Origin of the sequence: Blautia sp. MSK.18.38 (genome assembly GCF_024460535.1) — a bacterium.
In the GTDB taxonomy this organism is placed as follows: Bacteria; Bacillota; Clostridia; order Lachnospirales; family Lachnospiraceae; genus Blautia_A; species Blautia_A fusiformis.
The window spans coordinates 43,400-69,569 of sequence record NZ_JANFYP010000002.1 but is presented as its reverse complement, the minus strand read 5'-3'; the positions used below and the strand labels follow the sequence as shown (position 1 = coordinate 69,569).

25 protein-coding genes are annotated in these 26,170 nt (G+C 45.2%); 22 read left to right on the top strand and 3 right to left on the bottom strand.

Annotated features, from left to right (window positions below; all coding sequences use genetic code 11):
- Window positions 1-61: 61 nt before the first annotated feature.
- Window positions 62-1,657 carry a response regulator gene (locus NE638_RS01770; RefSeq protein WP_021652321.1) on the bottom strand — a complete coding sequence of 532 codons (1,596 nt, stop codon included), beginning with the start codon at window positions 1,655-1,657 and terminating at the stop codon, window positions 62-64.
- Window positions 1,632-3,458 carry a sensor histidine kinase gene (locus NE638_RS01765; protein ID WP_059085385.1) on the bottom strand — a complete coding sequence of 609 codons (1,827 nt, stop codon included), beginning with the start codon at window positions 3,456-3,458 and terminating at the stop codon, window positions 1,632-1,634. Before NE638_RS01765 ends, NE638_RS01770 begins: the two co-directional genes overlap by 26 nt.
- A gap of 246 nt (window positions 3,459-3,704) precedes the next feature.
- Here NE638_RS01765 and NE638_RS01760 point away from each other — a divergent pair, with 246 nt between their 5' ends.
- From NE638_RS01760 to thiI, 13 genes are all read left to right on the top strand, one after another.
- Entirely contained in the window at window positions 3,705-4,940 is a 1,236-nt protein-coding gene (locus NE638_RS01760) for an ABC transporter substrate-binding protein (protein ID WP_015527072.1), read from the top strand.
- 78 nt (window positions 4,941-5,018) lie between these two features.
- A complete protein-coding gene (locus NE638_RS01755) occupies window positions 5,019-5,897 on the top strand; it encodes a carbohydrate ABC transporter permease (RefSeq protein WP_044961978.1) in 879 nt (292 codons plus the stop codon).
- An 11-nt stretch (window positions 5,898-5,908) separates the two neighbouring features.
- Entirely contained in the window at window positions 5,909-6,763 is an 855-nt protein-coding gene (locus NE638_RS01750) for a carbohydrate ABC transporter permease (RefSeq protein ID WP_021652326.1), read from the top strand.
- 41 nt (window positions 6,764-6,804) lie between these two features.
- Window positions 6,805-7,914, top strand: coding sequence for a glycoside hydrolase family 172 protein (locus tag NE638_RS01745; RefSeq protein ID WP_021652327.1), 1,110 nt, complete (start codon window positions 6,805-6,807; stop codon window positions 7,912-7,914).
- Window positions 7,915-7,929: 15 nt separating this feature from the next.
- A complete protein-coding gene (locus NE638_RS01740) occupies window positions 7,930-9,183 on the top strand; it encodes an ABC transporter substrate-binding protein (RefSeq protein ID WP_237971358.1) in 1,254 nt (417 codons plus the stop codon).
- A gap of 176 nt (window positions 9,184-9,359) precedes the next feature.
- Window positions 9,360-10,403, top strand: coding sequence for a heat-inducible transcriptional repressor HrcA (gene hrcA / locus NE638_RS01735; RefSeq protein ID WP_059085387.1), 1,044 nt, complete (start codon window positions 9,360-9,362; stop codon window positions 10,401-10,403).
- Window positions 10,404-10,421: 18 nt separating this feature from the next.
- Complete coding sequence (gene grpE / locus NE638_RS01730) at window positions 10,422-11,057, top strand: nucleotide exchange factor GrpE (protein ID WP_059085388.1); 636 nt, start codon at window positions 10,422-10,424, stop codon at window positions 11,055-11,057.
- Between the two features lie 53 nt (window positions 11,058-11,110).
- On the top strand, window positions 11,111-13,003 hold the full coding sequence (gene dnaK, locus NE638_RS01725; protein ID WP_015527076.1) for a molecular chaperone DnaK: 1,893 nt from the start codon (window positions 11,111-11,113) through the stop codon (window positions 13,001-13,003).
- A 21-nt stretch (window positions 13,004-13,024) separates the two neighbouring features.
- A complete protein-coding gene (gene dnaJ / locus NE638_RS01720) occupies window positions 13,025-14,224 on the top strand; it encodes a molecular chaperone DnaJ (RefSeq protein WP_021977659.1) in 1,200 nt (399 codons plus the stop codon).
- Between the two features lie 152 nt (window positions 14,225-14,376).
- A complete protein-coding gene (gene prmA / locus NE638_RS01715) occupies window positions 14,377-15,330 on the top strand; it encodes a 50S ribosomal protein L11 methyltransferase (protein ID WP_173745705.1) in 954 nt (317 codons plus the stop codon).
- Window positions 15,331-15,334: 4 nt separating this feature from the next.
- Window positions 15,335-16,078 (top strand): 16S rRNA (uracil(1498)-N(3))-methyltransferase, encoded by a 744-nt coding sequence (locus NE638_RS01710; RefSeq protein ID WP_092071274.1) that lies wholly within the window; start codon window positions 15,335-15,337, stop codon window positions 16,076-16,078.
- 3 nt (window positions 16,079-16,081) lie between these two features.
- On the top strand, window positions 16,082-17,236 hold the full coding sequence (locus NE638_RS01705) for a cysteine desulfurase family protein (protein ID WP_173745704.1): 1,155 nt from the start codon (window positions 16,082-16,084) through the stop codon (window positions 17,234-17,236).
- A 24-nt stretch (window positions 17,237-17,260) separates the two neighbouring features.
- A complete protein-coding gene (thiI, locus tag NE638_RS01700) occupies window positions 17,261-18,442 on the top strand; it encodes a tRNA uracil 4-sulfurtransferase ThiI (protein ID WP_015527083.1) in 1,182 nt (393 codons plus the stop codon).
- A 165-nt stretch (window positions 18,443-18,607) separates the two neighbouring features.
- Here thiI and NE638_RS01695 read toward each other — a convergent pair whose 3' ends face one another.
- On the bottom strand, window positions 18,608-18,844 hold the full coding sequence (locus NE638_RS01695; RefSeq protein ID WP_015527084.1) for an HPr family phosphocarrier protein: 237 nt from the start codon (window positions 18,842-18,844) through the stop codon (window positions 18,608-18,610).
- Window positions 18,845-18,977: 133 nt separating this feature from the next.
- Between NE638_RS01695 and mtaB the strand changes: the two genes are divergently transcribed.
- The 9 genes from mtaB to NE638_RS01650 all read left to right on the top strand — a co-directional run bounded on the left by mtaB (window position 18,978) and on the right by NE638_RS01650 (window position 26,127).
- Window positions 18,978-20,306 carry a tRNA (N(6)-L-threonylcarbamoyladenosine(37)-C(2))-methylthiotransferase MtaB gene (gene mtaB / locus NE638_RS01690; protein WP_021652336.1) on the top strand — a complete coding sequence of 443 codons (1,329 nt, stop codon included), beginning with the start codon at window positions 18,978-18,980 and terminating at the stop codon, window positions 20,304-20,306.
- A 185-nt stretch (window positions 20,307-20,491) separates the two neighbouring features.
- Window positions 20,492-20,764: an IreB family regulatory phosphoprotein gene (locus tag NE638_RS01685; protein WP_015527087.1), complete on the top strand. Its 273-nt coding sequence runs from the start codon at window positions 20,492-20,494 to the stop codon at window positions 20,762-20,764.
- A gap of 1 nt (window position 20,765) precedes the next feature.
- Window positions 20,766-21,218 (top strand): Holliday junction resolvase RuvX, encoded by a 453-nt coding sequence (ruvX, locus tag NE638_RS01680; protein ID WP_015527088.1) that lies wholly within the window; start codon window positions 20,766-20,768, stop codon window positions 21,216-21,218.
- Window positions 21,219-21,310: 92 nt separating this feature from the next.
- Complete coding sequence (locus NE638_RS01675; RefSeq protein WP_059086846.1) at window positions 21,311-21,580, top strand: DUF1292 domain-containing protein; 270 nt, start codon at window positions 21,311-21,313, stop codon at window positions 21,578-21,580.
- Between the two features lie 281 nt (window positions 21,581-21,861).
- Window positions 21,862-23,496 (top strand): ribonuclease J, encoded by a 1,635-nt coding sequence (locus tag NE638_RS01670; RefSeq protein ID WP_044962008.1) that lies wholly within the window; start codon window positions 21,862-21,864, stop codon window positions 23,494-23,496.
- 4 nt (window positions 23,497-23,500) lie between these two features.
- The gene (locus tag NE638_RS01665) at window positions 23,501-23,839 is read left to right on the top strand and encodes a YlbF family regulator (RefSeq protein ID WP_021652339.1); all 339 of its coding nucleotides are present in this window, start codon (window positions 23,501-23,503) and stop codon (window positions 23,837-23,839) included.
- Window positions 23,840-23,850: 11 nt separating this feature from the next.
- Window positions 23,851-24,255: an endolytic transglycosylase MltG gene (locus NE638_RS01660; RefSeq protein WP_015527091.1), complete on the top strand. Its 405-nt coding sequence runs from the start codon at window positions 23,851-23,853 to the stop codon at window positions 24,253-24,255.
- The gene (locus NE638_RS01655; protein WP_021652340.1) at window positions 24,252-24,944 is read left to right on the top strand and encodes an O-methyltransferase; all 693 of its coding nucleotides are present in this window, start codon (window positions 24,252-24,254) and stop codon (window positions 24,942-24,944) included. Before NE638_RS01660 ends, NE638_RS01655 begins: the two co-directional genes overlap by 4 nt.
- A complete protein-coding gene (locus tag NE638_RS01650; RefSeq protein WP_015527092.1) occupies window positions 24,904-26,127 on the top strand; it encodes a peptidase U32 family protein in 1,224 nt (407 codons plus the stop codon). The genes NE638_RS01655 and NE638_RS01650 overlap by 41 nt, the downstream gene beginning before the upstream one ends.
- Window positions 26,128-26,170: the final 43 nt, after the last annotated feature.

Here is a 26,170-nt window from a genome sequence, read left to right as displayed (position 1 = left end):
AAATTCCGGAGAAGGGCACTGGCATTTGTGCCAGTAACTTTGTTATAAAGAAGAGAAGAAGTTATGTATGCTGTTCCCGATAGGCGGAAGGTGTGATCCCCATTTTCTTTTTGAAGCTGGTGCTGAAATAATATTGATTGGCATAACCACATTTCAGGCTGATCTCCTTCAGACTCATAGTAGTCGTAGTCAGGTAACGGGCGGCTGCGGAAATTCGCTGAGATGTGATAAAGTCACTGAGACTGATTCCCTGATTTTTTTTGAAAAGAGCACTTAAATAAGCAGGGCTTACATTGGCAGAGGCAGCAATATCATTGAGGCAGAGCGTATTGTCAGTGTAGTGTTCGTTGATATAGGAAATCACCAGTTCGCAGAGCTTCTGGTGATAATCATTCATGGAGGAATCAAGCTTCCGACATAAAAGATGGCACAGATCCTTCAGCCATTGACATAGCTCTTCCGTATTATGAAACTCATTTATGTGGTTGTAAACATACAAAATTTTAGCTTCAAGGTCATGCGTATCCAGATTTAATTCATAGAAAAATTTCAGGATCCGGCCAAGAAGAGAATAAATCTGTATGAAAGCGAAATTCTTTGTGCGAAATTTCTGAGTGAGCCAGTCGGAAAAATTCTGAAACCAGAGATCTATGGCAGCGGTATCCTTTTTGCAGAGAAGCCGGATCAGTTCATCCTCCTTTGTATCTGAAAAATCTGCAACAGACAGATCGGAACCCAGAGCCTCTCTTCCGTCAAAGATATTCTGATGCGGGAAAAAGAATCTGTATTCCAGTGCATGTACGGCGCTTTTATAAGAATGGTTCAGGTTCCAAAAATCCTGGACAATTGTTCCAATACCTGCGTTGAGAGAAAGTCCCAGTGGCTGGCAGGCATCTGCGATTGAGGAAATAAGTCCGCTGGTAAGCTGGCGGAAGCTGTTGGACTGACAGCCGCTGTGTCCCAGAATGCACAGATAGCCATCCATATCCGGGAGAAGATACACAAAATCAAGAGAAGCGGTTTCCTCAGTTATCAGATCCTGAAGGTTGAAAAGCTCCATCTGAAACTTTTCAATCCCGTAAACAGCTTTTAGATCCGGAGCATTTTCAAGCTCCAGAATAACAACTGTATAAAAATCATAATTCAGCTCCAGGTTCAGATACTTAAGATAAGGCTTCAGTCGGTAGGCTGCTTCAGAAGACGGAAGGTGTGTGATCTCGCGGAAAAATTTTTCCGTAAGAAGAGGCCTGCTTTGTTTCAGAAGCTGGAGATTTTTCTGTTCCTTTTCCATCAGTGCAAAAGCGTTTTTTACCTTCTGGATAAGATAGGCATAATCCAGAGGCTTTTCGATATAATCCAGAGCACCGAGGAGCAGAGCGCGTCTTGCATATTCAAATTTATCATAGGCACTGATCAGGATGATCTTCACCATAGGATTGATCTCAAGAGCTTGACGGCTCATGGAAATGCCGTCAAGATCAGGCATTTCAATGTCAGAAATGATCAGATCTGCCGGTTCTTTTTTCATGGCTTCGATAGCAGAGGTTCCATTGTAGCAGACATGGATGATCTCTGCATTCAGTGTTTCCCAGTCTATGTTTTTTTCGATACCTTCTGCAGATAAGTAATTATCATCTACGATCATTATTTTTTTCATCGATATCTTCCTCCATCTGTTCGAATTCAATGGTGACGTATGTGCCGTTTCCGGGGTTGCTGCGGATCCTTACGGAACCGTTTCCGTATAATGGGTTGGAAATACGGGAACTTACGTTGGAAATTCCAAAATGCTTCTCATAATCAATAACATTATGCTCAATAGCATGGCGCAGCTGTGCAAGGGTTTCGGAGTCCATGCCGGCACCGTTGTCCTCAATGGAGATCACAACCGTATCATCGCCATAAAGAACATGGATCGAAATGAAAACAGCTGGTGTGCCCGAAGAAATCCCGTGCAGAATGGAATTTTCGAGAAATGGCTGAAGTGTAAACTTGCAGATCAGGAAATTTTCGATTCCATCTTCTGCTTCGATCTCCCAGTCCAGATTATCTTTATGACAGAGCTTTTCCATTTCCAGATAAAGCCGGGCAATTTCCAATTCATCTTTAATAGGAATAAGTTCCTTTGATTTACGCAGGGTAAGACGGTAAAAGGCAGTCAGATTTGCAATCATCTGATCAGCAATGTCAAGCTTTCCAAGGGACTGGCAGGTACGGATCGATCCCAGGATATTGTAAAGAAAATGCGGATTGATCTGTGACTGGAGCAGCTGGTATTTCAGACGTTCTTCGTTTACGGAAAGATTTACAATGGACTTCAGGTTTCCGGCTATTGTGTGCTGCATATCTTCAAAGGTGATGCCCAGTCTGTCAATCTCATCATACCTGGAAGGATCATCCGGGTGGGGAACAGTAACGATAGATAGATGTTCCGGGTCATATCCCAGCTGAAAGGCTTCCATTGCATAGGAAAGTGCAGTGATCTTCCGGGTAAGATTTTCGGAAAACAGGATAACGATGATAACAGTAAGGAGCAAGAAAATAAGGACAGTGATCAGTAAGGCACGGATCAGGATGTGCGTGTTGCCCTGAATATAGCTTTCCGGGATTTCGGTAACATGAAGCCAGCCATTGCTTAAGGTGCAGCAGTTATAATATTTGTCGCCGCTGTGAAAAGAAGAATCTGCATTTCCTTTGAGTTTCTGAAACTGTGCTTTGGAAATTCCGGATAAATTCAGTGAGGATGTATTTTTTGCTGCAATCTCTCCGTGATCTGTGAGAATGTAGCTGTATATGCGGGAATCCAAAGCAGCAGGCTGCAGATAAGTGGTAAGCTCTGAGGTGTCCAGAGCAATGCCGTAGGCGTATTCCAGAATACCGGTGGCCTGATTTTTCAGTGCCCGGACGCAGAGGATCACATCGGCAGATGATTTTTTTGTGGACAGTATTTTAGGCAGAGGCATATTGGAAACCGGTATCCAGACAGAGGAAAAGCCTGAACCGGAAACAATATTTTTATCCAGACCATATGCAGAAAGCTCATCTGTGGAAAAGAAGTACAGGCTTTCTTTTGAACCGAGCTGATCGGGCTGCAGAAAAACATATATATGGAAGAAATCGAATGTGGATTTATACAGCGAAATATTGTTTTTTACAGTGGTGAATTTTTTCAGTGCATCTACCTTATTAGAGGAAGGCTGATTTAGGGAGTACATTTGAAACTGTATGGTATCTGCTACATTTTCAACCTGACCGAGGCGGTCGTTCAGCTGAGAGACCAGCTGCTTGTCAGTCATTACGGCAGAATCGATGATACGATCTCTGGCAATGTTATAGGAAATGTGATAGCTGATGAAGGTCAGGGAAATCAGAGGTACCATAGTTGCGATCAGAAATGCGAGCAGGAGCTTATAGCGAAATGAGGAAAAAATGGGTGGGATACATTTGTGGAATTTCATAGTACATACTCTCCTTTATGTCGAAAACAAATTAATGAAACCGAATCCAGCTGTGAAAAAAAGCCGTTACAAATATAGATTATATAAAAGGATTATAAAAAATTAACAACAAAAATACAAGAGAACGAAAAATAATATAAAGAAATCATAAAATATTGTATTTAGAATGAGGGGGCTCTCTGGTATCCTTAAACCATCAAAAACAGGTGTGGACAAACACGAAAATGTCCAGAAAGGAAGAAAGATATGAAGAAAAAAGTAATGAGTGCAGTTTTGGCAGCAGCGATGGTTGTGGGTATGGCAGGTAACGTGGTTACTGTTTCCGCAGAGGAGAAATATGATCTTACCTTATACAGCATCGACACCACAGACCCGGATTTTGAGGACTGGCTTGCAAATGTGGAAGATGCCACGGGCCTGAACATTAATGTAATTGCGGCACCTACAGATACAGATACCCGTCAGCAGAAGATCACCACAATGCTTTCCACAGGAGATGCTTCCGTGGATGTCATTCAGATCAACGATGAGATGAGTGCGGCATTTAAAAATTCCGGATGGCTGGAAGGACTGAATGATACAGTAATGACAGATGATATCGCTGATCAGTTTGCCCAGGGATATGTAAAGAATATGATCACAGATAAGGACGGAAACATTATCGGTGTTCCAGGCTATACAGGATATTTTGCATTCTGGGTAAATCAGGAGATCATGGATGAGGTCGGAATCAAATCCATTGATACAAAAGAGGATTTCATGAAGTATATGAAGGCTGTTTCCAAGGACGGAAGATTCGGCTACGGCGGTTCCTGGGAGAAAACTTATGCATTTAACGAGCTTGCACAGTTTGTAAACATGTTCGGCGGCGATTATTTTGACTGGACCAAAGAGGAAAACAAGGAAGCAGTTCAGTTCCTCCACGATCTGGTTGCTGATAAAGAAACATCCATCGAGCAGATCGCTGATAAATATGAGCAGATGAATCCGAAGATCAATGACGGAAAATACGGATGCTGGTTCATGTGGGGCCTTGGAACAGATTATGCAAAGGCAGATATGCTTGGCGCAGATAAGATCCACATGGAAATGGTACCGGATTTCAGCGGCAAGGGAGAGCGTGCGATCTTTACAGATTCCTGGAGCTATGTTCTCAACAAAGCATCCAAGAATAAAGATGCAGCTGTGAAATTCCTCCAGTATATGGCTGATGAAGGCGGAATGGAAGCTTCCTATAAAGCATTTGACAGATATCCTGCAAGAAAGGATGTTGCAGAGAAGGTAGTTCCGGATTCTGACCCGGCAAAAGAAATGTACAGCAGATATGCAAATGAATGCAATGTACAGGGACGTCCGATGGTGGCACAGACAATGGAATTTATCAGCGATATGGGAACAATCTTCCAGTCCTGTATGAAAGACGAGATTACAGTTGATGAGTTCTGCAAGAAGGCTCAGGATGTGGTAGATATGTATAAGTAAAAGATATAAAAAAACAGCAATGTAAAGCAGAGGTAAAAGTCTGCTTTACATTGCTTGATGAACAGGGAGGAAAGTTCCATGACAATAAGCAAAAAAAATATGAAGTGGATACCATGGCTTTTGATCCTGCCGGTTGTACTGATTCGAGGTTTTACAACAGTATATCCCATTCTGATGACTGTGAAAAACAGCTTCTTTAATATCAGTATCCTTGCAGGTATCAATGAATTTATAGGCTTCAAGAATTACCTGAAGGTATTTTCTGATCCTAAAGTGCTCACATCGATCAGCTTTACGGCAATATTTGTGGTTGCTTCCATGATCTTTCATGTGATCCTCGGAGTTATCCTGGCACTGATCCTGAATATGAAATTCAAAGGCCGCCGTTTTCTGAGGACCATCGTGCTGATCCCGTGGGCTATGCCTGCAGTAGTAGCCGGTATGGCTGCAAAATGGGCATTTAACAATGATTATGGTCTGATCAATGATTTTATCCGCTGGTTTGTACCGGGTTACCAGAACAGCTGGCTGATCAATACAGGTACTGCAAGAGCAGCGGTAATTGCAATGGACCTGTGGAAGGACCTTCCGTTCTTTGCAATTCTTGTACTTTCCGGACTTCAGTTTATTTCCGGCGATATCTATGAGGCAGCAAAGGTAGACGGTGCAAACGGGATCCAGAGCTTTTTCCGGATCACACTTCCGCTGATCGCAAAAAATGTCCTGACTTTATGTATTCCGTTCACACTCTGGAGACTGACAACCTTCGATCTGGTTTATTCCATGACATCTGGAGGCCCTGGAGAGGATACTGCGCTGATCGCATACAGAATCACAACAGAAGCATTTACAAATCTAAACGTAGGATATGCTTCGGCGCTGGCTATGCTGCTGTTTGTTGTAATGGCGATCTTCAGCTGGCTGAATATACGTGTTATGAATAAGTTTGACAGTTAGGGGGAATTATCGTGAAGAATACAGGAAAATATAATGTTTATCATGGAGTGGTAGCCGTTGGAAGATGGGTTCTGTTTGCAGTTGTGGCTTTTCTGATCCTGTTCCCGGTTTACTGGATCTTTATTTCTTCGATCACACCGTCAGGAGAACTGTTTAAAACACCGATCGATTATCTTCCGGATCATCCCACACTGGAAAGCTATAAATTTCTGATACAGAATGTAGGACTGCTTTCAAAGATCGGAAATACAGTTCTGATCGTAGGCATTACACTTGTGATCAGTACCGTGCTGTGTGCAATGGCTGCCTATGGCTTCTCAAGATTTAACTCAAAGGGAGTTTCTGTTGCATTTGCGTTTGTTCTGGCTACCATGCTGATCCCTGAGGTTGTCACAGCCCGCCCGCTGTATGAGTTTATGCAGAAGGTAAAGCTGTATGATACATATCCGGGACTTATCCTTCTTTATATCAGTACCGTTATACCGTTTACGGTTCTGATCCTCAGAAACTTTGTCGGTGAGATCCCGATCTCACTGGAGGAGGCAGCTGCTATTGACGGCGCATCTTTTTCACAGAGACTGTTTACGATCGTTCTGCCGCTGATGAAGCCGGCAATCGCTACGGTTTGCATTATCAACTTTATTACCTGTCTGAATAACTTTTTCACACCGTTGTTTTATTCAAATGGTATTCAGGTACTTTCTGTTTCCATCGTACAGCTTCCGTTACGTGACAACATGTATGGAGTTCCGTGGGATCTGGTCAGCGCCATGGGATGGATCATCCTTCTTCCGATCATTATCTTTGTAGCTGTTTTTGAGAAACAGATCATGGATGGTATCATGGCAGGTGGAGTAAAAGCGTAAATATAATATTTTTAATTTCCAAAAGAGAGGAGAAAACAGATATGTATCAGGCATTTACAGGCGGACTGGGAGGGATCGCACTTGCAAAGCATGGAAAAAGCCGTGCGATCAACGCAGAAAATCCTCATGGAGAAAAAGGCAGAGGCGGTATGGCTGCAAGTCATCTGGGACCGTCCAGAAAAGGAAGCCCGTGTCTCAGGGATATTGAGCCGGGAACTGTGGTAACTCTGGCAGAAATGGAAGGACCGGGACAGATCAATCATATCTGGATCACCGTTGATAACAAGACTACAGAGGCAGATTGCTTTGTACTGAGAGATCTTGTAATCCGTATGTACTGGGATGACGAGGAAACTCCTTCCGTGGAAAGTCCTCTGGGTGATTTCTTCTGCTGCGGATTCGGAAGGGAATGTTTTGTAAATTCTGTTCCGGTGGCTGTTGTTCCAAACAGGGGCTTTAACTGCTATTTCCCGATGCCGTTTAAGAAGAAAGCAAAGATCACACTGGAAAACCAGCATGCAAATAAAATCCCGGCTTTCTTTTATCAGGTAGATTACTGTCTCTATGATGAGCTTCCGGACGATATTGCTTATTTCCATGCGCAGTGGAGAAGGGAACGGTTGACAGAAAAAACAAAAGATTATACAATTTTGGATGGAGTAAAAGGAAAAGGCCATTATATAGGAACCTACATGGCACTTACCACACTGGAACGTTACTGGTGGGGCGAGGGAGAAATGAAGTTTTATATTGACGGAGATGAGGAGTATCCGACCATCTGTGGAACAGGAACGGAAGATTACTTTGGTGGTTCCTGGAGCTTTGCCAAACAGGTGGATGGAAAAACCGTGGAACAGAATTATAACACGCCGTATCTGGGATATCCGTATTATTCTGCCCATGACGAGCTGATCCACAATTTTTATCATAATGATGACTGCCCGCCAATGAGAGGCTTTTACAGATGGCATTTACAGGATCCAATCTGCTTTGAAGAGGATCTTCGCGTTACGATTCAGCAGATAGGCGTCGGATACCGTGGCCTGTTTGAACGACAGGATGATGTGGCAAGTGTAGCGTACTGGTATCAGACACTTCCTCATGCACCGTTCCAGCCGTTGATGTCAAAAGAGGATAGATGGCCCAGATAAAAAGGGTGGTAGAGATTGAAAAAACAGGTATTTTGCGGGGTATTTGCCCTGGCTCTGGCAGTGACAGGATGTGGAGTCCAGAAGAAGGAGGCTGCATCTGATATTGTGCCGGAGAACAGACAGGAACTGACGATCCTTCATGTGGATGCAGGCACAGAAGGCTTTGATTCTTTTATCAGCCAGGCGGAAAAAGATCTTGGAATAAAGATCCATATTGAAAAATGTCCGGCCAATGCGGACAATCGCCAGGCCAAAATAGCAACTCTTCTGACATCAGGAGATGATTCTGTTGATCTGATCACAGTAAATGATGAGATGATATCCGAATTTAAACATAAGGGATTTCTTCTTCCGTTGGAAGATACGGTTATGACAGAGGAGACAGCGGCGAATTTTCTGCAGGAATACCTGAAAGAAATATGCATGTCAGACGGACATATTTTTTCGGTACCGTTCAGGATGGATATCATGGCATTCTGGGTGAACCAGGAATTGCTGGATCAGGCTGGTCTGGACAGACTCTCCTGTCTCAGTGATCTTGAGATCCTTCAGAAAAAGCTTCAGAATACGGGAAAATATGCATATGGGGATGCATGGGAGATTTCTTACATATATAATAGTATCAGCGAGTATGTCGATTTTTTCGGAGGAGATTATACAGACTGGACGGATCCGAAAACAAGAGAAGCGGCAGAATATATGAAGCGAATGCTGGATACAGGGATGATATCAGAGGAGAATCTGATCGACCAGCATGACCAGCTGAATGAAAAATTTATAAACGGCCAGTATGGATGTATGTTTATGTATACCGGTGTGTTGAGTACTTTTCAGAATGCAGGCGTGTATGGAAAAGATAAGATCCATATGGCACCATTTCCGGAATTTGACGAGAAGGTGACCAATATCGCAACCTGGCAGTATGTACTGAATAAAAATTCTGATCATAAAGAAGCAGCTCTGAAGTTCCTTCAGTATGTGTCCGGATATGAGGCCAGTAAAAATTACGGACAGCTGACAAAAATGTGTCCGGCAAGACTGGATGTGATCGAGGATAAGAATTTTGATCTGGATGGCATTGAAATGATCCGGCAATATCTGAAAGATTATAAGCTGAAAGCAAGACCACTGTGTGCCGATTCCATAGAAGCCGTTTCGTCCATGGGAACGGAATTTCAGAAATATATGCTGGGACAGAAAACAGAAGCGGAATTTTTTGCCGGGGCACAGAACTGCATAGACCAGTATTACAAAAAAGCATCGTACTGATGCTTTTTTTGTTTTGAAAAAATAAGAACTTTTTTTCAAAACATATTGACAAATATTTTACATGGTGATATCTTAAAGACTGTAGATGTTAGCACTCCACTAAAATGAGTGCTAACAGATGTAAAAAAAGAATCAACATCCGTCAGGAAAGAATAAAAAGGAAAGGAGATGGATTCATGGAAGAGGTGTTGAATGAGCGCAAGCAAAAAATCTTAAAAGCAATCATCAAGACCTATATGGAAACCGGAGAACCGGTTGGTTCCAGGACCATTTCCAAGTATGCGGATCTCAATGTCAGTTCCGCAACGATCCGAAATGAAATGTCAGACCTGACAGATATGGGCTATATCGTCCAGCCTCATACCTCAGCAGGAAGGATTCCTTCAGATAAGGGCTACAGACTTTACGTCAATGAGTTGATGAAGGAGAAGGAAGCGGAGGTCGCAGAGCTGCGAGATCTGATCATTGAGAAGACAGATAAGATGGATAAGGTGCTTAAGAAGGTTGCGAAGGTTCTTGCTTCCAATACCAACTATGCTACCATGGTTTCCGTTCCGCAGTACAGCGGCAACAAGGTCAAGTTCATCCAGCTGTCGAGGATGAGCGAGCTTCAGCTTGTGGCAGTGGTTGTCAGTGACAACAACACAGTCCGGAACCAGATCATCAATCTGGATGAGGAAATGGACGACCAGACGATCCTGAAACTGAATCTTCTTCTTAACACCAATCTCAATGGGATCCCGATCCAGGATATCAATCTTGGGATGATCGCCAGACTGAAGGAACAGGCAGGCAGCCACAGCGGTGTGGTGGCAACGGTTCTGGATGCAGTGGCAGCCACCATTCATGTGGAAGAGGAAGATATGGAGATCTATACTTCAGGTGCAACTAACATCTTCAAGTATCCGGAGCTTGCCGATAAAGAGAAGGCAACGGAGCTGATCTCCGCATTTGAGGAGAAGCATGAACTTGCCGATCTTGTAAAAGAACAGATGTCAGATGGAGAGAATACAGGAATCCAGGTTTACATCGGTGATGAGATGCCAATCCAGACCATGAAGGACTGCAGCATTGTAACTGCCAGATATGAACTGGGAGACGGAATGTACGGAACCATCGGGATCATCGGTCCCAAACGAATGGATTATGAGAATGTAGTGGACAGTCTGAAGGAACTGAAGAATCATCTGGATGACGTTTTGAAAAAGAAGAAAACTTAGAAAGGCGGTAGAAAAAAAGTGTCGGAGGAAACAAAGAAAACATCCGAAGAGCAGGAAGCGGAGAAGGAAATCCCCGTAACTGACGGAGATCAGGAAGAAGAAAACCTGACACCGGAGGGAGAAGATCTGCCGGAGGAAGAAAACAATACTCCAGGCGAAGAAGCTGCCTCAGAGGATAAAAAAGAAGAAAAATCAAAAACTTCCTTCTTCGGAAAGAAGAAAAAAGATAAATCTGAGCAGAAGGTGGAGGAACTTACCGATCGCCTGAAGCGTACCATGGCTGAATTTGATAATTTCCGTAAAAGAACGGAAAAAGAAAAATCCAGTATGTACATCATCGGAGCAAAAGAGATCGTTGAAAAGATCCTGCCGGTTGTGGATAACTTTGAAAGAGGTCTTGCACAGGCACAGGAAGGCGATGCTTTTGCAGATGGAATGAAAATGATCTACAAGCAGCTTACCACAACACTGGATGAGCTTGGCGTGAAGCCGATCGAAGCAGTGGGAAAGGAATTCAACCCGGATTTCCATAATGCAGTGATGCATGTGGAGGATGAAGAGGTTGGAGAGAACATCGTGGTGGAAGAATTCCAGAAGGGTTACACCTACAAGGATTTCGTAGTACGCCACAGTATGGTGAAGGTTGCGAACTAACTGACAACAAACTTTATTTTAACAGATACAGACTAAAACAGGAGGAAAAAATCATGGGAAAGATTATTGGTATTGACTTAGGTACAACAAACAGCTGTGTAGCCGTAATGGAAGGTGGACAGCCGACAGTTATCGCAAATACAGAAGGCGCAAGAACAACACCATCCGTTGTAGCATTCACAAAAACAGGAGAGCGTCTGGTAGGTGAGCCTGCAAAACGTCAGGCAGTTACAAATGCAGACAGAACGATCTCCTCTATCAAAAGAGAGATGGGTACCGATTACCGTGTAACCATCGATGACAAGAAATATTCTCCACAGGAGATCTCCGCAATGATCCTTCAGAAACTGAAAAAGGATGCAGAGGCATATCTTGGTGAGAAAGTAACAGAGGCAGTTATCACAGTTCCGGCTTACTTCAACGATGCTCAGCGTCAGGCTACCAAAGATGCAGGTAAGATCGCAGGTCTTGATGTAAAACGTATCATCAACGAGCCTACAGCAGCAGCTCTTGCATATGGTCTTGACAATGAGAAAGAGCAGAAGATCATGGTATACGACCTTGGCGGTGGTACATTTGATGTATCTGTGATCGAGATTGGTGATGGCGTTATCGAGGTTCTTTCCACAGCTGGTAACAACCGTCTTGGTGGAGATGACTTTGATAAGAAAGTTACAGATTACATGCTTTCCGAGTTCAAGAGAACAGAGGGCGTAGACTTAAGCAACGATAAGATGGCTCTTCAGAGACTGAAAGAGGCAGCTGAGAAAGCTAAGAAAGAGCTTTCTTCCGCAACAACAACAAACATCAACCTTCCGTTCATCACAGCAACTGCTGAGGGACCGAAGCATTTCGATATGAACCTTACAAGAGCTAAATTTGATGAGCTGACACATGATCTTGTAGAGATGACAGCAGAGCCGGTTCGCCGTGCACTGTCTGATGCAGGTATCACAGCTTCTGAGCTTGGCCAGGTACTTCTGGTTGGTGGTTCTTCCCGTATCCCGGCTGTACAGGATAAGGTAAGACAGTTAACAGGCAAAGAGCCGAGCAAGAACCTGAACCCGGATGAGTGTGTTGCACTTGGTGCTTCCGTACAGGGTGGTAAACTTGCAGGTGATGCAGGTGCCGGTGATATCCTTCTTCTGGATGTTACTCCACTGTCACTGTCCATCGAGACAATGGGTGGTATCGCAACTCGTCTGATCGAGAGAAATACTACAATTCCTACAAAGAAGAGCCAGATCTTCTCTACAGCAGCAGATAACCAGACAGCTGTAGATATCAACGTTGTACAGGGTGAGCGTCAGTTCGCGAAAGACAACAAATCCCTCGGTCAGTTCCGTCTGGATGGAATCCCGCCAGCACGTCGTGGTGTTCCGCAGATCGAGGTAACATTTGATATTGATGCCAACGGTATCGTTAATGTATCCGCTAAAGACCTTGGAACAGGTAAAGAGCAGCACATCACAATCACAGCTGGTTCTAACATGTCCGATTCCGATATCGACAAAGCTGTCAAAGAAGCAGCTGAGTTCGAGGCTCAGGATAAGAAACGTAAAGAGGCGATCGACACAAGAAACAATGCAGACTCCATGGTATTCCAGGTTGAGAATGCTCTGAAGGAAGCTGGCGACAAGCTTGACGCAAACGATAAAGCAAGTGTTGAGGCTGACCTCAATGCACTGAAAGATCTTCTTGCACAGACAGCAAATGCTCAGGAGCTTACTGATTCTCAGGTTGCAGATATCAAGGCTGCACAGGAGAAGATGATGGAGAGCGCTCAGAAACTGTTCTCCAAGATGTATGAGCAGACTCAGGGAGCTCAGGGTCAGGCTGGTCCTGGACCGGATATGGGCAACATGGGCGGAAACGCTGGTGCCCAGGGCGGAAATGAAGCAGGATACGGCGATGATGTTGTAGATGCTGATTACAAGGAAGTCTAAGACAAGTAGGAAATAATTACAATGGCTGATAAAAGAGATTATTATGAAGTCTTAGGTGTGGATAAAAACGCCGACGACGCAACATTAAAAAAAGCATATCGTAAGCTGGCCAAGAAATATCACCCGGATGTAAATCCGGGTGATAAAGAGGCTGAGGCGAAGTTCAAAGAGGCGACAGAGGCTTACTCCGTTTTAAGTGATGCCGACAAGAGAAGACAGTATGATCAGTTTGGTCATGCAGCATTCGAAAACGGCGGCGGAGGCGGTGCCGGCGGCTTTGGTGGATTCGACTTCAACGGTGCGGATATGGGAGACATCTTCGGAGATATCTTCGGAGACCTGTTCGGCGGCGGAGGCAGAACCAGACGGGCCAACAATGGACCGATGAAGGGTGCCAACCTTCGTGCACGTGTGAACATTACTTTTGAGGAAGCGGTTTTCGGATGCGAGAAAGAGCTGGAGATCGTTCTGAAGGATGAGTGTACCACATGTCACGGAACCGGAGCGAAACCGGGAACATCACCGGTCACATGTCCGAAATGTAAAGGCCAGGGTCAGATCGTTTACACTCAGCAGTCCATGTTTGGTATGGTACGTAATGTTCAGACCTGTCCGGACTGTAATGGAACCGGTAAGGTGATCAAGGATAAATGCAGTGCCTGCCGTGGAACCGGATATACTTCTTCCAGAAAGAAGATCCAGGTATCTGTACCGGCCGGTATCGACAATGGCCAGTGCATCCGTATCCGTGAAAAAGGTGAGCCGGGAACCAACGGCGGACCGAGAGGAGATCTGCTGGTGGAGGTAAATGTAGCCCGTCATCCGATCTTCCAGAGACAGGATATGAATATCTTTTCAACAGCTCCGATCACATTTGCACAGGCTGCACTCGGCGGTGAGATGCGTATTAATACCGTTGACGGTGAGGTTTCCTATGAGGTGAAACCGGGAACACAGACGGATACAAGAATCCGCCTGAAGGGCAAAGGTGTTCCGTCATTACGTAACAAGAACGTTCGTGGTGACCACTATGTAACACTGGTAGTCCAGACTCCGACTAACCTTAATGAGGAGGCAAAGAAAGCTTTGGAGGCTTTTGATGCGGCATGCGGCAACCGTCCGGCAGCAGACAGTACAGCCGAGACTTCCGAAAAATCTGAAAAAACAGAAAAGAAGAAAAAAGGTTTCCGTGAGAAAGTAAAGGAAATGTTTGAGGAATAAATGAACATAAAACAGGAAAGAGGCGCAAAAAGCCTCTTTCTTTTTTTTCTGTATTCGTGTATATTAAAAGAAGTGCCCGTTTTCAGGAAAACAGGCAACAGACAGGAAAAGAAATCCGTAAATGTGTATACAGCATAAGGAGATATAGAAATATGAAATGGAACCGTTTTACACTTAAGACAAAAACAGAGGCAGAGGATATTGTGATCTGTACACTTGCCGAGGTGGGAATTGAAGGTGTGGAAATCCAGGATAAACAGCCGCTGACTGATGAGGACAAAGCGCAGATGTTCGTGGATATCATGCCGGAAGGACCAGCAGATGACGGGATCGCATATCTGAACTTCTATCTGGAAGAGGATGCGGATACCGAGGCAATCCTGAAAGATGTGAAGACTGCACTGGAGGATCTGAGAAGCTTTGTGGATATCGGAGAGGCAACCATCACAGAATCCCAGACAGAGGACAAGGACTGGATCAATAACTGGAAACAGTACTTCCATCAGTTCTATGTAGACGACATTCTGATCGTACCGTCCTGGGAAGAAGTGAAGGCAGAAGATAAGGACAAGATGATCCTCCACATTGATCCAGGAACTGCCTTTGGTACAGGAATGCATGAGACCACACAGCTTGTGATCCGTCAGCTGAAGAAATTTGTGAAGCCGGGAATGGAGATCCTTGATGTGGGAACCGGAAGTGGAATCCTGGGGATCGTTGCACTGAAGCTTGGTGCAGGTCATGTGGTTGGTACAGATCTTGATCCCTGTGCAGTTCCGGCAGTGGCTGAGAACAAGGAGGCCAACCAGATCGAGGAGAAATCCTTTGACATGATGATCGGAAACATCATCGATGACAAAGAAGTTCAGGAACAGGTCGGATATGAGAAATATGATATCGTAACTGCAAATATCCTGGCAGATGTTCTGGTACCGCTGACTCCGGTGATCGTTGCACAGATGAAAAAAGGCGCTTACTACATTACATCAGGCATCTTGGATGTAAAGGAGGATGTCGTAGTGAAGGCTGTAAAAGACGCCGGACTGACGCTTGTTGAGGTGACTCATCAGGGCGAGTGGGTATCTGTGACAGCAAGAAAGGACTGATCTCATGCAGCGATTTTTTGTGGAACCTCATCAGATCGACAGGGACAGACATGAGATCCGTATCACAGGAAATGATGTCAATCATATTGTCAATGTGCTCCGCATGAAAAAAGACGAGGAGCTCTGGATCAGCGATAAGGAAAAAGAATATCACTGTGTGATCGAAAACGCAGGGGAGGATGAAGTCCTGCTTCATATCCTCTATGTACAGGAGCCGGATTATGAGCTGCAGAACCGTATTTATCTTTTTCAGGGACTGCCGAAGGCTGATAAGATGGAGCTGATCATCCAGAAGGCAGTAGAGCTTGGAGCATATTCCGTAGTTCCTGTTTCAACCAGGCGCTGCGTGGTAAAACTGGATAACAAAAAAGCAGAAAAAAAAGTATCCCGCTGGCAGCAGATCGCAGAAAGTGCGGCAAAACAGTCCAAGCGTATGCTGGTGCCGGAGGTACATTCTGTGATGACCTTTAAAGAAGCCCTTGTCTATGCAAAAGAACTGGACGTTCTATTGATCCCTTATGAGCTTGCAAAGGGAATGAAAGAGACGAAAGAACTGATCCGGTCGATCGAACCGGGAAAAAGCATCGGTGTCTTTATCGGCCCTGAGGGTGGTTTTGAAGAGCAGGAAGTGGCAGATGCCATGGAAGCCGGTGCGAAACCCATCACCCTGGGACACCGGATTTTACGGACAGAAACTGCGGGACTCGCAGTACTTTCTGTTCTGATGTTTCAACTGGAGGATGAATAAATTATGGAAGCATATTTTGACAATTCCGCGACAACGAGATGCTTCGATGAAGTAAAGGATATTGTCTGCAAAACCATGACAGAAGATTTCGGAAATCCTTCTGCCATGCATAAAAAGGGAATGGAAGCGGAGAATTACGTCCGCAAAAGCGCTCAGACCCTTGCAAAATTACTGAAAGTGAATGAAAAAGAGATTCTTTTTACCTCCGGTGGAACAGAATCGGATAACCTTGCTATCATCGGTGGTGTGGAAGCCAATAAGCGTATGGGAAACCATATCATCACAACTGCAGTAGAGCATGCAGCAGTGGCCCAGCCTTTTGCTTATCTGAAGGAACAGGGCTATGAGGTGACCACTCTTCCTGTTGATCATCAGGGAGTTGTGAAACTGGATGCACTGGAAGCAGCTCTGCGCCCGGATACGATCCTGGTGTCTGTGATGTATGTGAACAATGAAGTGGGAGCTGTGATGCCGGTAGAAGAGATCGGAAAGCTTGTCCATGAAAAAAGTCCGAAAGCACTTTTTCATGTAGATGCCATCCAGGCATTCGGAAAGTATCGTATCTATCCGAAAAAGCTGGGGATCGATCTTCTTTCTGTGAGCAGCCACAAGATCCATGGACCAAAGGGCGTAGGCTTTCTCTATATTAACGAAAAAGTAAGAGTACAGCCGCAGATCCTTGGCGGCGGACAGCAGAACGGTATGCGTTCCGGAACAGACAATGTGCCGGGGATCGCAGGCCTTGGCGTTGCCGCAGATATGGTATACACAGATTTTGATAAAAAGATACAGCACCTCTATGCTCTGAAGGAGCGGATGGCAGAGGGACTTTCAAAGCTTGGCGATATCACTGTCAACGGAATGCCGTTAATGGAGGGAGCGCCACACATTATGAGTGTAACCTTCCACGGAGTACGGAGTGAGGTTCTTCTCCATACGCTGGAAGAATTCGGAGTATATATTTCCGCAGGAAGTGCATGCTCCAGTCATAAGAGAAAACCAAGTGCAACACTGACAGCTATAGGCTTGAGCAGAGCCGATGTGGAAAGCACCGTCCGCATCAGCTTCTGTGAGGAAAATACCTTTGAAGAGGTAGATTACTGCCTGGAAGCACTGGGAAAAACAATTCCGATGCTGCGCAAGTATGCACGTCGATAGAGAATACAGAAGAAAGGGATTTTTATGTTAGTACATGCATTTCTGATCAAATATGCGGAAATTGCCCTTAAGGGAAAAAACCGCTATCGTTTTGAAGATGCTCTCGTACATCAGATGGAGATCGCACTCTCCAAGATCGAGGGAGATTTTGAGGTAAAAAAAGAGCAGGGAAGAGTTTATGTATTCTGCCCGGAGAATTATGATTACGATGAGGCTGTAGATGCGCTGCAGCATGTATTCGGTATTGTAGGCATCTGCCCGGTTATGATCTATGAAGAACAGGGATTTGAGAAGCTTGCCGAAGATGTTGTGGGTTATATGAAGCAGTGGCATCCGGATTTTAACGGAAGCTTCAAGGTCTGGACACGCCGCGCAAAGAAATCCTATCCGATCAGCTCCATGGAAGTCAGCGCTGAGCTTGGCGGACGTATCCTGGATGCGTTCCCGGAGGCAAGTGTAGATGTTCATCATCCGGAGCTGGATCTTTCTGTTGAGATCCGTGACAAGATTTACGTATATTCCCAGACCATTCCGGGCGCAGGCGGAATGCCCATCGGAACAAACGGAAAAGCCATGCTTCTTCTTTCCGGTGGGATCGACAGTCCGGTTGCCGGCTATATGATCGCAAAACGTGGTGTCAAGATCGATGCGGTATATTTCCATGCACCGCCCTACACCAGTGAGCGCGCAAAACAGAAGGTAGTGGATCTTGCCCGCCTGGTAGCCAAATACAGCGGACCGATCCGTCTCCATGTAGTTAACTTTACAGATATACAGCTTTATATTTATGATCAGTGTCCTCATGATGAGCTTACTATTATCATGAGAAGATATATGATGCGTATTGCCGAGCATTTCGCTAAAAAAGACCGTTGTCTCGGACTTATCACAGGTGAGAGCATCGGACAGGTTGCAAGCCAGACCTTACAGAGCCTTGCTTCTACAAATGAGGTCTGCACACTTCCGGTATATCGTCCGGTGATTGGCTTTGATAAAGAGGAGATCGTCCGTATTTCCAGAAAGATCGATACCTTTGAGACTTCTATTCAGCCGTTTGAGGATTGCTGTACCATCTTTGTAGCGAAACATCCTGTAACAAAGCCGAATCTTAAGGTGATCCGCCGTTCTGAGCAGAAGCTTTCTGAGAAGATCGATGAGCTTATGGAAACGGCTCTGAATACCACAGAGATCATTGAAATTCAGTGATCCGTTTTTAGATAAGAAAAAACAAACAGGGAACCTCGCTGCAGAGGTTCCCTGGAATTACCGATATATCAGGAAAAGGGAGTTCATTGAGAACAGAAGGATTCTGAAAGCATGAAAAAAGAGGAACTGTATCCGATACAGTTCCTCTCAAATATACAGTATAGATTAGTCGATTGTATATTTGGAAATAATCTGCATTACGTTATCCAGAGCAGCGCCATCTGCATGGATGTTGAGGTCGATCGGCTTGGAAAGATCCAGGCTGAAGATACCCATGATGGATTTTGCATCGATCACATATCTTCCGGATACTAAATCAAAATCGCAGTCGAATTTGCTGATCTCGTTTACGAATGCTTTCACCTTATCGATGGAATTCAGTGAGATTTTAGCTGTTTTCATTATAATAACCTCCCTTGATAAATTTTTGTTGTTTTACAGCTTTCATCTTACCTGTCAGTACCCAAAAAGTCAAGGTGAAAAGAGATAAAAATTGTTTTAATAATTAGTTAAAGTGTAAAAAAAGTGAGGAAAAATGGGAAATAAAGTTGCATTACACAACCTGGGCTGCAAAGTAAATGCCTATGAGATCGAGGCCATGCAGCAGCTTCTGGAGGAGGCGGGATATGAGATCGTGCCTTTTGAGCCGGGAGCGGATATTTATGTGATCAATACCTGCACAGTAACCAATATTGCAGACAGAAAATCAAGACAGATGCTCCACAAAGCAAAAAAAATGAATCCGGAAGCGATCGTGGTGGCAACGGGCTGTTATGTACAGACCGGTGGCGAGAAACTGGAAAAAGACGAAGCCATTGATCTTGTTCTGGGAAATAACCAGAAGATCAATATTGTGGAGGCACTGGCCGAATATGCGGAAAACAAACCGGGCCATGGTTCCCATGTGATCAAGATCAATCAGACAAAAGAGTATGAGGAACTTTCCATTGATCATACAGCAGAACATGTAAGGGCATATATCAAGGTTCAGGACGGATGCAATCAGTTCTGTACGTACTGTATCATTCCCTATGCAAGAGGCCGTGTCAGAAGCCGGAATATTGAAAGTGTGCTGAAGGAGGTCCGTGCACTTGCGGAAAAAGGGTATAAGGAAGTGGTCCTTACAGGAATCCATTTAAGCTCCTATGGAGTGGATTTCCCGGAGGAGAAAAAAGAGACACTGCTTTCTCTGATCCGTGCTGTGCATGAGATCGAAGGGATCAGGCGTATCCGTCTGGGATCGCTGGAACCGGGAATCGTTACAAGAGAATTTGCGGAAGGGATCGCGGCGCTGCCGAAGGTATGCCCGCATTTCCATCTTTCCCTGCAGAGTGGCTGTGATGAGACCCTGGAGAGGATGAACCGCAGATATAGAAGCGGGGAATACAGAGAGCGCTGTGAGCTTTTAAGAGAAGTGTATGGAAATCCGGCACTGACAACGGATGTGATCGTAGGCTTTCCGCAGGAATCGGAGGAAGAATTCCGGAAATCCTATGATTTTGTGGACAGCATCCGTTTTTATGAGACTCATATCTTCAAATATTCCAGAAGACAGGGAACAAAGGCGGCTGCCATGGACGGACAGCTGACAGAGGCGGAGAAATCCTTCCGCAGTGAGAAGATGATCGAGCTGCATCATCGTCATGCAGGGGATTATGAGAAATCCATGCTTGGCAAAAACCTGGAGGTACTGATCGAGGAAGAGTATACAAAGGATGGACGGACCTGGTATCTGGGACACAGCCGGGAGTATATAAAAACTGCTGTACCGAAATCGGAAGCTTATGGCGTAAATGATATCGTAATCGTAAAGGCAGAAGGCTTTCTTGAAGAGCATATCATGACCGGTGAAGCCGTGGAGTGAAGAACGGGATCGTATGTTGAAAGGTTGTTTATTCACTGGTAATATTTTGTGAAGCGTGTTACTGAGAACGGAGTGAACAGTAACGTTGACAGTTTGTATTCGCAATCCTCGTTAAATTTAAGATTGTAATTTATGTAAATTTATATTAAAATAAAAAAGAATATATTTTAAGGACGTGAGAGACAATGGCAGAGAATAATCTGGGAAATACACAGTATTTCAGAACAAAACCGGATCAGGAGCTTCAGGTAAAAGAAGTCCTGGATCTGGTGTACAATGCAATGGATGAGAAGGGCTACAATCCGGTGAATCAGATCGTAGGATATATTATGTCCGGAGACCCGACCTACATCACAAGCCACAAGGGTGCGAGAAGCATGATCATGAAGGTGGAGCGTGATGAGCTGGTAGAGGAGCTTCTCACCGAGTATATCAAGAATAAGTCCTGGGAACGGTAATATGAGAGTACTGGGACTGGACTATGGCTCGAAGACCGTTGGGGTTGCAGTGAGCGATCCCCTTGGCCTGACAGCCCAAGGTGTGGAAACCGTATGGCGCAAGCAGGAAAACAAGCTTCGTCGTACTCTGGCACGTATTGAAGAGATCATTTCGGAGTATCAGGTTACGGAGATCGTTCTGGGATACCCGAAAAATATGAACAATACAGTAGGAGAGCGGGCCGAGAAATCTCTGGAGTTTAAGGAAATGCTGGAGAAACGTACGGGTCTGCCTGTTGTTATGTGGGATGAGAGACTGACTACCATGGCGGCAGACCGTACTCTGGAGGAGACCGGTGTGCATAAGGAAGACCGTAAACAGTATCTGGATCAGGTAGCAGCAGTCTTTATCCTGCAGGGATATCTGGATGCTGCCGCATACAGAAGAGAGCAGCAGGAAGGCGTGGAAGAATGATCGGAAACGCAAATAGATATTTTGAGCGGATCAGGTAGCAAATGCGGATTGTGAATATCCGCTTGACAAGAACGGATAAGGAAGAATTAAATATGGAAAAAATAATATTTCAGTCAGACGACGGCACAGCTGCTGAGTTTTACGTAGAGGAGCAGACCAATATTGCGGGTGTGACTTATCTTTTGGTGTCCGATTCACAGGATGAGGAAGCAGACGCATATATTCTGAAGGATATTTCAGCTCCGGGAAGCACAGAAGCCTGTTATGAGATGGTCGAGGATGATGACGAACTTCAGGCTGTATATGCAGTTTTTCAGCAGATGCTGGATGACGTGAATTTTGAATGGAGGAGCGATTTTTGAAAAGCGAGAACAACGATGACAACAAAAATGCGGAGAGCAGAGTACAAGTTTCCGCAGGCGGTACCAGAAGAACCGCAGCAAGACAAAAGAATGCCGGATCAAGAACAAGACAGTATCGTGGTGGCAGCAAAAACCGTCAGGATAAGCCTTTCCGGCCAACAGCAAAGAAAACAGCAGCCGGTGGCGTTGTAAAAAACAGCAGAAACACACAGAAACCGGCAAAGACCGGCGGCAGGCCATCCGGTCGGAAAACCGGCCGCAGAACAACATCCAAGCTTAAGATCATACCACTTGGCGGTCTGGAGCAGATCGGAATGAACATTACCGCTTTTGAGTATGGCGACAGTATTGTAGTTGTAGACTGTGGTCTTTCTTTCCCTGAGGACGATATGTTGGGAATCGATCTGGTCATTCCGGATGTAACATACCTTAAGGAAAATATTTCCAAGGTGAAGGGATTTGTGATCACTCATGGACATGAGGATCATATCGGAGCTCTTCCGTATGTGTTGAAAGAGATCAATGTTCCGATCTATGCTACCAAGCTGACACTGGGACTGATCCGCAACAAACTGAAAGAGCATAACCTTATGCGTTCTACCAAATTGAAAGAGGTAAAACACGGGCAGGTGATCAATCTTGGGGATTTCGCTGTGGAATTTATCAAAACGAATCACAGTATCCAGGATGCATCCGCACTTGCTATTTATTCACCGGTGGGAATCGTGATACACACAGGAGACTTTAAAGTTGATTATACACCGGTATTTGGAGATGCCATCGATCTGCAGCGTTTTGCAGAGATCGGTAAAAAGGGTGTGCTTGCACTGATGTGTGAGAGTACCAATGCAGAGAGACCGGGATTTACAATGTCCGAGCGTACAGTGGGACATGTATTTGATAATCTTTTTAATGAGTACCGTACATCCAGGATCATCATTGCAACCTTTGCATCCAACGTGGATCGTGTGCAGCAGATCATTAACACTGCATACCGGTTCGGAAGAAAGGTTGCTGTGGAAGGCCGCAGTATGGTCAATGTTATTTCCGTAGCGTCAGAGCTTGGCTATCTGCAGATCCCGGAGAACACACTGATCGAGATCGATCAGGTGAAGAATTATCCGGACGACAAGGTGGTTCTGATCACAACCGGAAGTCAGGGTGAGTCCATGGCGGCACTTTCCCGTATGGCAGCCAATATCCATAAAAAGATCACGATCAAGCCTAACGATACCATCATTTTCAGCTCCAATCCGATCCCCGGAAATGAAAAGGCAGTTTCCAAGGTCATCAACGAACTGTCTATGAAGGGAGCCAAGGTTATTTTCCAGGATGTCCATGTTTCCGGACATGCCTGCCAGGAGGAGATCAAGCTGATCTACTCCCTCGTAAAACCGAAATATGCCATTCCAATCCATGGTGAGTACCGTCATCTGACTGCACAGAAACACATTGTGGAAGATCTGGGAATCCCGAAGGAGAATATTTTTATCCTTTCTTCCGGAAATGTTCTGGAGTTGGACGGACAGGATGCCAAGGTGACAGGAAGCGTTCATACAGGTGCGATCTTCGTAGACGGACTTGGCGTTGGCGATGTGGGAAATATCGTACTCCGTGACCGTCAGCACCTGTCTGAAGATGGAATCATGATCGTAGTTATGACACTGGAGCGCCACAGTAATGTAGTTCTCGCAGGTCCGGATATCGTTTCCAGAGGTTTTGTGTATGTAAGAGAATCTGAGGATCTTATGGAGCATGCCAGACAGGTTGTGGAAACTGCACTGGATTCCTGCCTGGAGAACAATATCACGGACTGGGGCAAGATCAAAACCGAGGTCAAGGATGCCCTTGGAGAGTATCTGTGGAAACGGACCAAGAGAAATCCTATGATCCTGCCTATCATTATGGAGGCGTAGGTTCATGGATGAGATCAGCATGGAGATCGAGAAGCTTCTCGATGCTGTGCACAGAAGCGATGAATATCAGGAATATCAGAAACAGGCAGCCCAGCTTGAAGGGGATCCTGAGCTGAAAGCCAGAGTGATGAGATTCCGTGGAGATAATTTCAGACTGCAGAATCATTCAGACAAGGATGAGCTGTTCCATATTGCGGAACAGCTCAATCAGGAGTCTGCAAGTCTGAGACAGAACCTGAAAGTAAATGCCTATCTCGACGCAGAGCTTGCGCTGTGCAGACTGATGCAGCGGATATGCAGGACGCTGGTGGACGGAATCGACATACAGATTCCTGACTTATAGGAGGAAAGACTATGGCAGACACAAGAGACAAGGTTGGCAGGGCCGGCGTTTTTCTGGCTGGAGGGGTATTTAAAACCGCTGTATATATCTTTATTATCGTATTTCTGATCTGGGTTGGAAAATCAGCATATCAGTTTGGCTACGATGTGTTTAACCAGCAGGCTATGAGCCCGGGAGAGGGACAGCAGGTCACGGTAGTCATAAAAGAAGGTGCCTCTGCATATAAAGTAGGCAAGACACTGGAGCAGAAGGGTCTTATCAAGGATGCGCTTGCATTTACCATACAGGAAAGAATGTCCGCGTATCACGGACAGATCAAAGCAGGTACATACCTTCTCAGTACAGCTTATACACCGACCAGGATCATTGCAGTGCTGTCAGGAGAAGAGAGCAAGGAAGGATCGAACAGCCAGTGATCGTAGAAGAACGCATGCAGACCTATATCAATTCACTGGATATGGGGAATACTCCATTTCTGCAGGAGTTGGAGACAAAGGCACTTGCAGACCGGGTGCCGATCATCCGGAGAGATATGCAGAGCTTTATGAGGATGCTTCTGGCACTGAAACAACCGAAGCGCATTTTGGAGGTGGGGACTGCCGTAGGCTTCTCCACACTTCTTATGTGTGAGTATGGGCCGGAAGATATGGAAATTGTTACCATAGAGAATTATGAAAAAAGAATTCCTGTCGCAAAGGATAATTTCAGGCGCGCAGGAAGAGAGTCACAGATCACGCTTCTGGAGGGAGATGCCGGAGAGATCCTGAAGAATCTTACCGGAACCTTTGATATGATCTTCATGGACGCAGCTAAGGGCCAGTATATCCACTGGCTTCCTGACGTGCTGAGACTGATGAAAGAGGGAAGCGTGCTGGTATCTGACAACGTGCTGCAGGAAGGGGATATTATTGAATCTCATTATCTTGTGGAACGGCGTAACCGTACAATCTATAAAAGAATGAGAGAATATCTCTGGCAGCTGACTCACAGTCCGGTGCTTCGTACATCGGTGCTTCCTCTTGGAGACGGAGCGGCTGTAAGTGTAAAAACAGGAGAACAGGTTTATGAAACGACCAGAACTATTGGTTCCGGCGAGCAGCCTTGAGGTTTTAAAGGTTGCCGTCATATATGGTGCAGATGCTGTTTACATCGGCGGAGAAGCTTTTGGACTTCGTGCAAAGGCTAAGAATTTTTCAAAAGAAGATATGTGTGAGGGAATCGCATTTGCCCATTCCCATGGTGTAAAGGTTTATGTGACAGTAAACATCCTGGCGCATAACCGTGATCTTGAGGGTGTAAGGGAATATCTTCAGGAACTGAAGGAGATCGGACCGGACGCACTGATCATCGCAGATCCGGGAATCTTTATGTATGCAAAGGAAATCTGCCCGGAGATCGAGCGTCACATCAGTACACAGGCAAATAATACCAATTATGAGACTTACCGTTTCTGGTATAACCTTGGTGCCAAACGTGTGGTAAGTGCAAGAGAGCTTTCTCTGGAAGAGATCCGGGAGATCCGGGCACATATTCCGGAGGATATGGAGATTGAAACGTTTATTCACGGTGCCATGTGCATTTCCTATTCCGGAAGATGTCTTCTCAGTAACTTTATGGCAGGAAGAGATGCCAATCAGGGAGCCTGTACCCATCCTTGCAGATGGAAATATTCTGTTGTGGAGGAGAAGCGTCCGGGAGAATATATGCCGGTATTTGAAAATGAGAGAGGAACTTTTATTTTTAATTCCAAGGATCTTTGTATGGTAGAACATATGGAAGATATCCTTACAAGCGGTATTGACAGCCTGAAGATCGAAGGACGTATGAAAACAGCTCTTTATGTGGCAACAGTGGCAAGAACCTACCGCAAAGCCATTGACGACTGTATGGAAAGTCCGGAAAAATATCATGCAAATATGCCGTGGTATCAGGAGCAGATCTCAAATTGTACCTACCGTCAGTTTACCACCGGATTTTTCTACGGAAAGCCGGATGAGAATACCCAGATCTATGACAGCAACACATATGTAAGAGAATACACATATCTTGGATTTGCAGAAGAAATCGATGAGAGAGGTCTGGCAAGACTGACACAGAGAAACAAGTTTTCTGTAGGAGAGACCATCGAGATCATGAAACCGGACGGAAGGAATATTCCGGTCACAGTGGAAGCCATTTATAATGAAGAGGGCGAAGCTATGGAGAGTGCACCACATGCTCAGCAGAGGATCTATGTGAAACTGACTGAGATGCCGGAGGTATTTGATATTCTCCGAAGAGGTGAATGATCCGAAAGGGTGGATAAGAGAGTAAAGGGGAGAACGAAAAGAA

What these genes read in the sequence shown, in the direction of transcription:
- NE638_RS01770 (WP_021652321.1), bottom strand. Translation starts at nt 1,657, where the DNA reads ATGAAAAAAATAATGATCGTAGATGATAATTACTTATCTGCAGAAGGT.
- NE638_RS01765 (WP_059085385.1), bottom strand. Translation starts at nt 3,458, where the DNA reads ATGAAATTCCACAAATGTATCCCACCCATTTTTTCCTCATTTCGCTAT.
- NE638_RS01760 (WP_015527072.1), top strand. Translation starts at nt 3,705, where the DNA reads ATGAAGAAAAAAGTAATGAGTGCAGTTTTGGCAGCAGCGATGGTTGTG.
- NE638_RS01755 (WP_044961978.1), top strand. Translation starts at nt 5,019, where the DNA reads ATGACAATAAGCAAAAAAAATATGAAGTGGATACCATGGCTTTTGATC.
- NE638_RS01745 (WP_021652327.1), top strand. Translation starts at nt 6,805, where the DNA reads ATGTATCAGGCATTTACAGGCGGACTGGGAGGGATCGCACTTGCAAAG.
- hrcA (WP_059085387.1), top strand. Translation starts at nt 9,360, where the DNA reads ATGGAAGAGGTGTTGAATGAGCGCAAGCAAAAAATCTTAAAAGCAATC.
- dnaK (WP_015527076.1), top strand. Translation starts at nt 11,111, where the DNA reads ATGGGAAAGATTATTGGTATTGACTTAGGTACAACAAACAGCTGTGTA.
- dnaJ (WP_021977659.1), top strand. Translation starts at nt 13,025, where the DNA reads ATGGCTGATAAAAGAGATTATTATGAAGTCTTAGGTGTGGATAAAAAC.
- prmA (WP_173745705.1), top strand. Translation starts at nt 14,377, where the DNA reads ATGAAATGGAACCGTTTTACACTTAAGACAAAAACAGAGGCAGAGGAT.
- NE638_RS01710 (WP_092071274.1), top strand. Translation starts at nt 15,335, where the DNA reads ATGCAGCGATTTTTTGTGGAACCTCATCAGATCGACAGGGACAGACAT.
- NE638_RS01705 (WP_173745704.1), top strand. Translation starts at nt 16,082, where the DNA reads ATGGAAGCATATTTTGACAATTCCGCGACAACGAGATGCTTCGATGAA.
- thiI (WP_015527083.1), top strand. Translation starts at nt 17,261, where the DNA reads ATGTTAGTACATGCATTTCTGATCAAATATGCGGAAATTGCCCTTAAG.
- NE638_RS01695 (WP_015527084.1), bottom strand. Translation starts at nt 18,844, where the DNA reads ATGAAAACAGCTAAAATCTCACTGAATTCCATCGATAAGGTGAAAGCA.
- mtaB (WP_021652336.1), top strand. Translation starts at nt 18,978, where the DNA reads ATGGGAAATAAAGTTGCATTACACAACCTGGGCTGCAAAGTAAATGCC.
- NE638_RS01685 (WP_015527087.1), top strand. Translation starts at nt 20,492, where the DNA reads ATGGCAGAGAATAATCTGGGAAATACACAGTATTTCAGAACAAAACCG.
- ruvX (WP_015527088.1), top strand. Translation starts at nt 20,766, where the DNA reads ATGAGAGTACTGGGACTGGACTATGGCTCGAAGACCGTTGGGGTTGCA.
- NE638_RS01675 (WP_059086846.1), top strand. Translation starts at nt 21,311, where the DNA reads ATGGAAAAAATAATATTTCAGTCAGACGACGGCACAGCTGCTGAGTTT.
- NE638_RS01665 (WP_021652339.1), top strand. Translation starts at nt 23,501, where the DNA reads ATGGATGAGATCAGCATGGAGATCGAGAAGCTTCTCGATGCTGTGCAC.
- NE638_RS01660 (WP_015527091.1), top strand. Translation starts at nt 23,851, where the DNA reads ATGGCAGACACAAGAGACAAGGTTGGCAGGGCCGGCGTTTTTCTGGCT.
- NE638_RS01650 (WP_015527092.1), top strand. Translation starts at nt 24,904, where the DNA reads ATGAAACGACCAGAACTATTGGTTCCGGCGAGCAGCCTTGAGGTTTTA.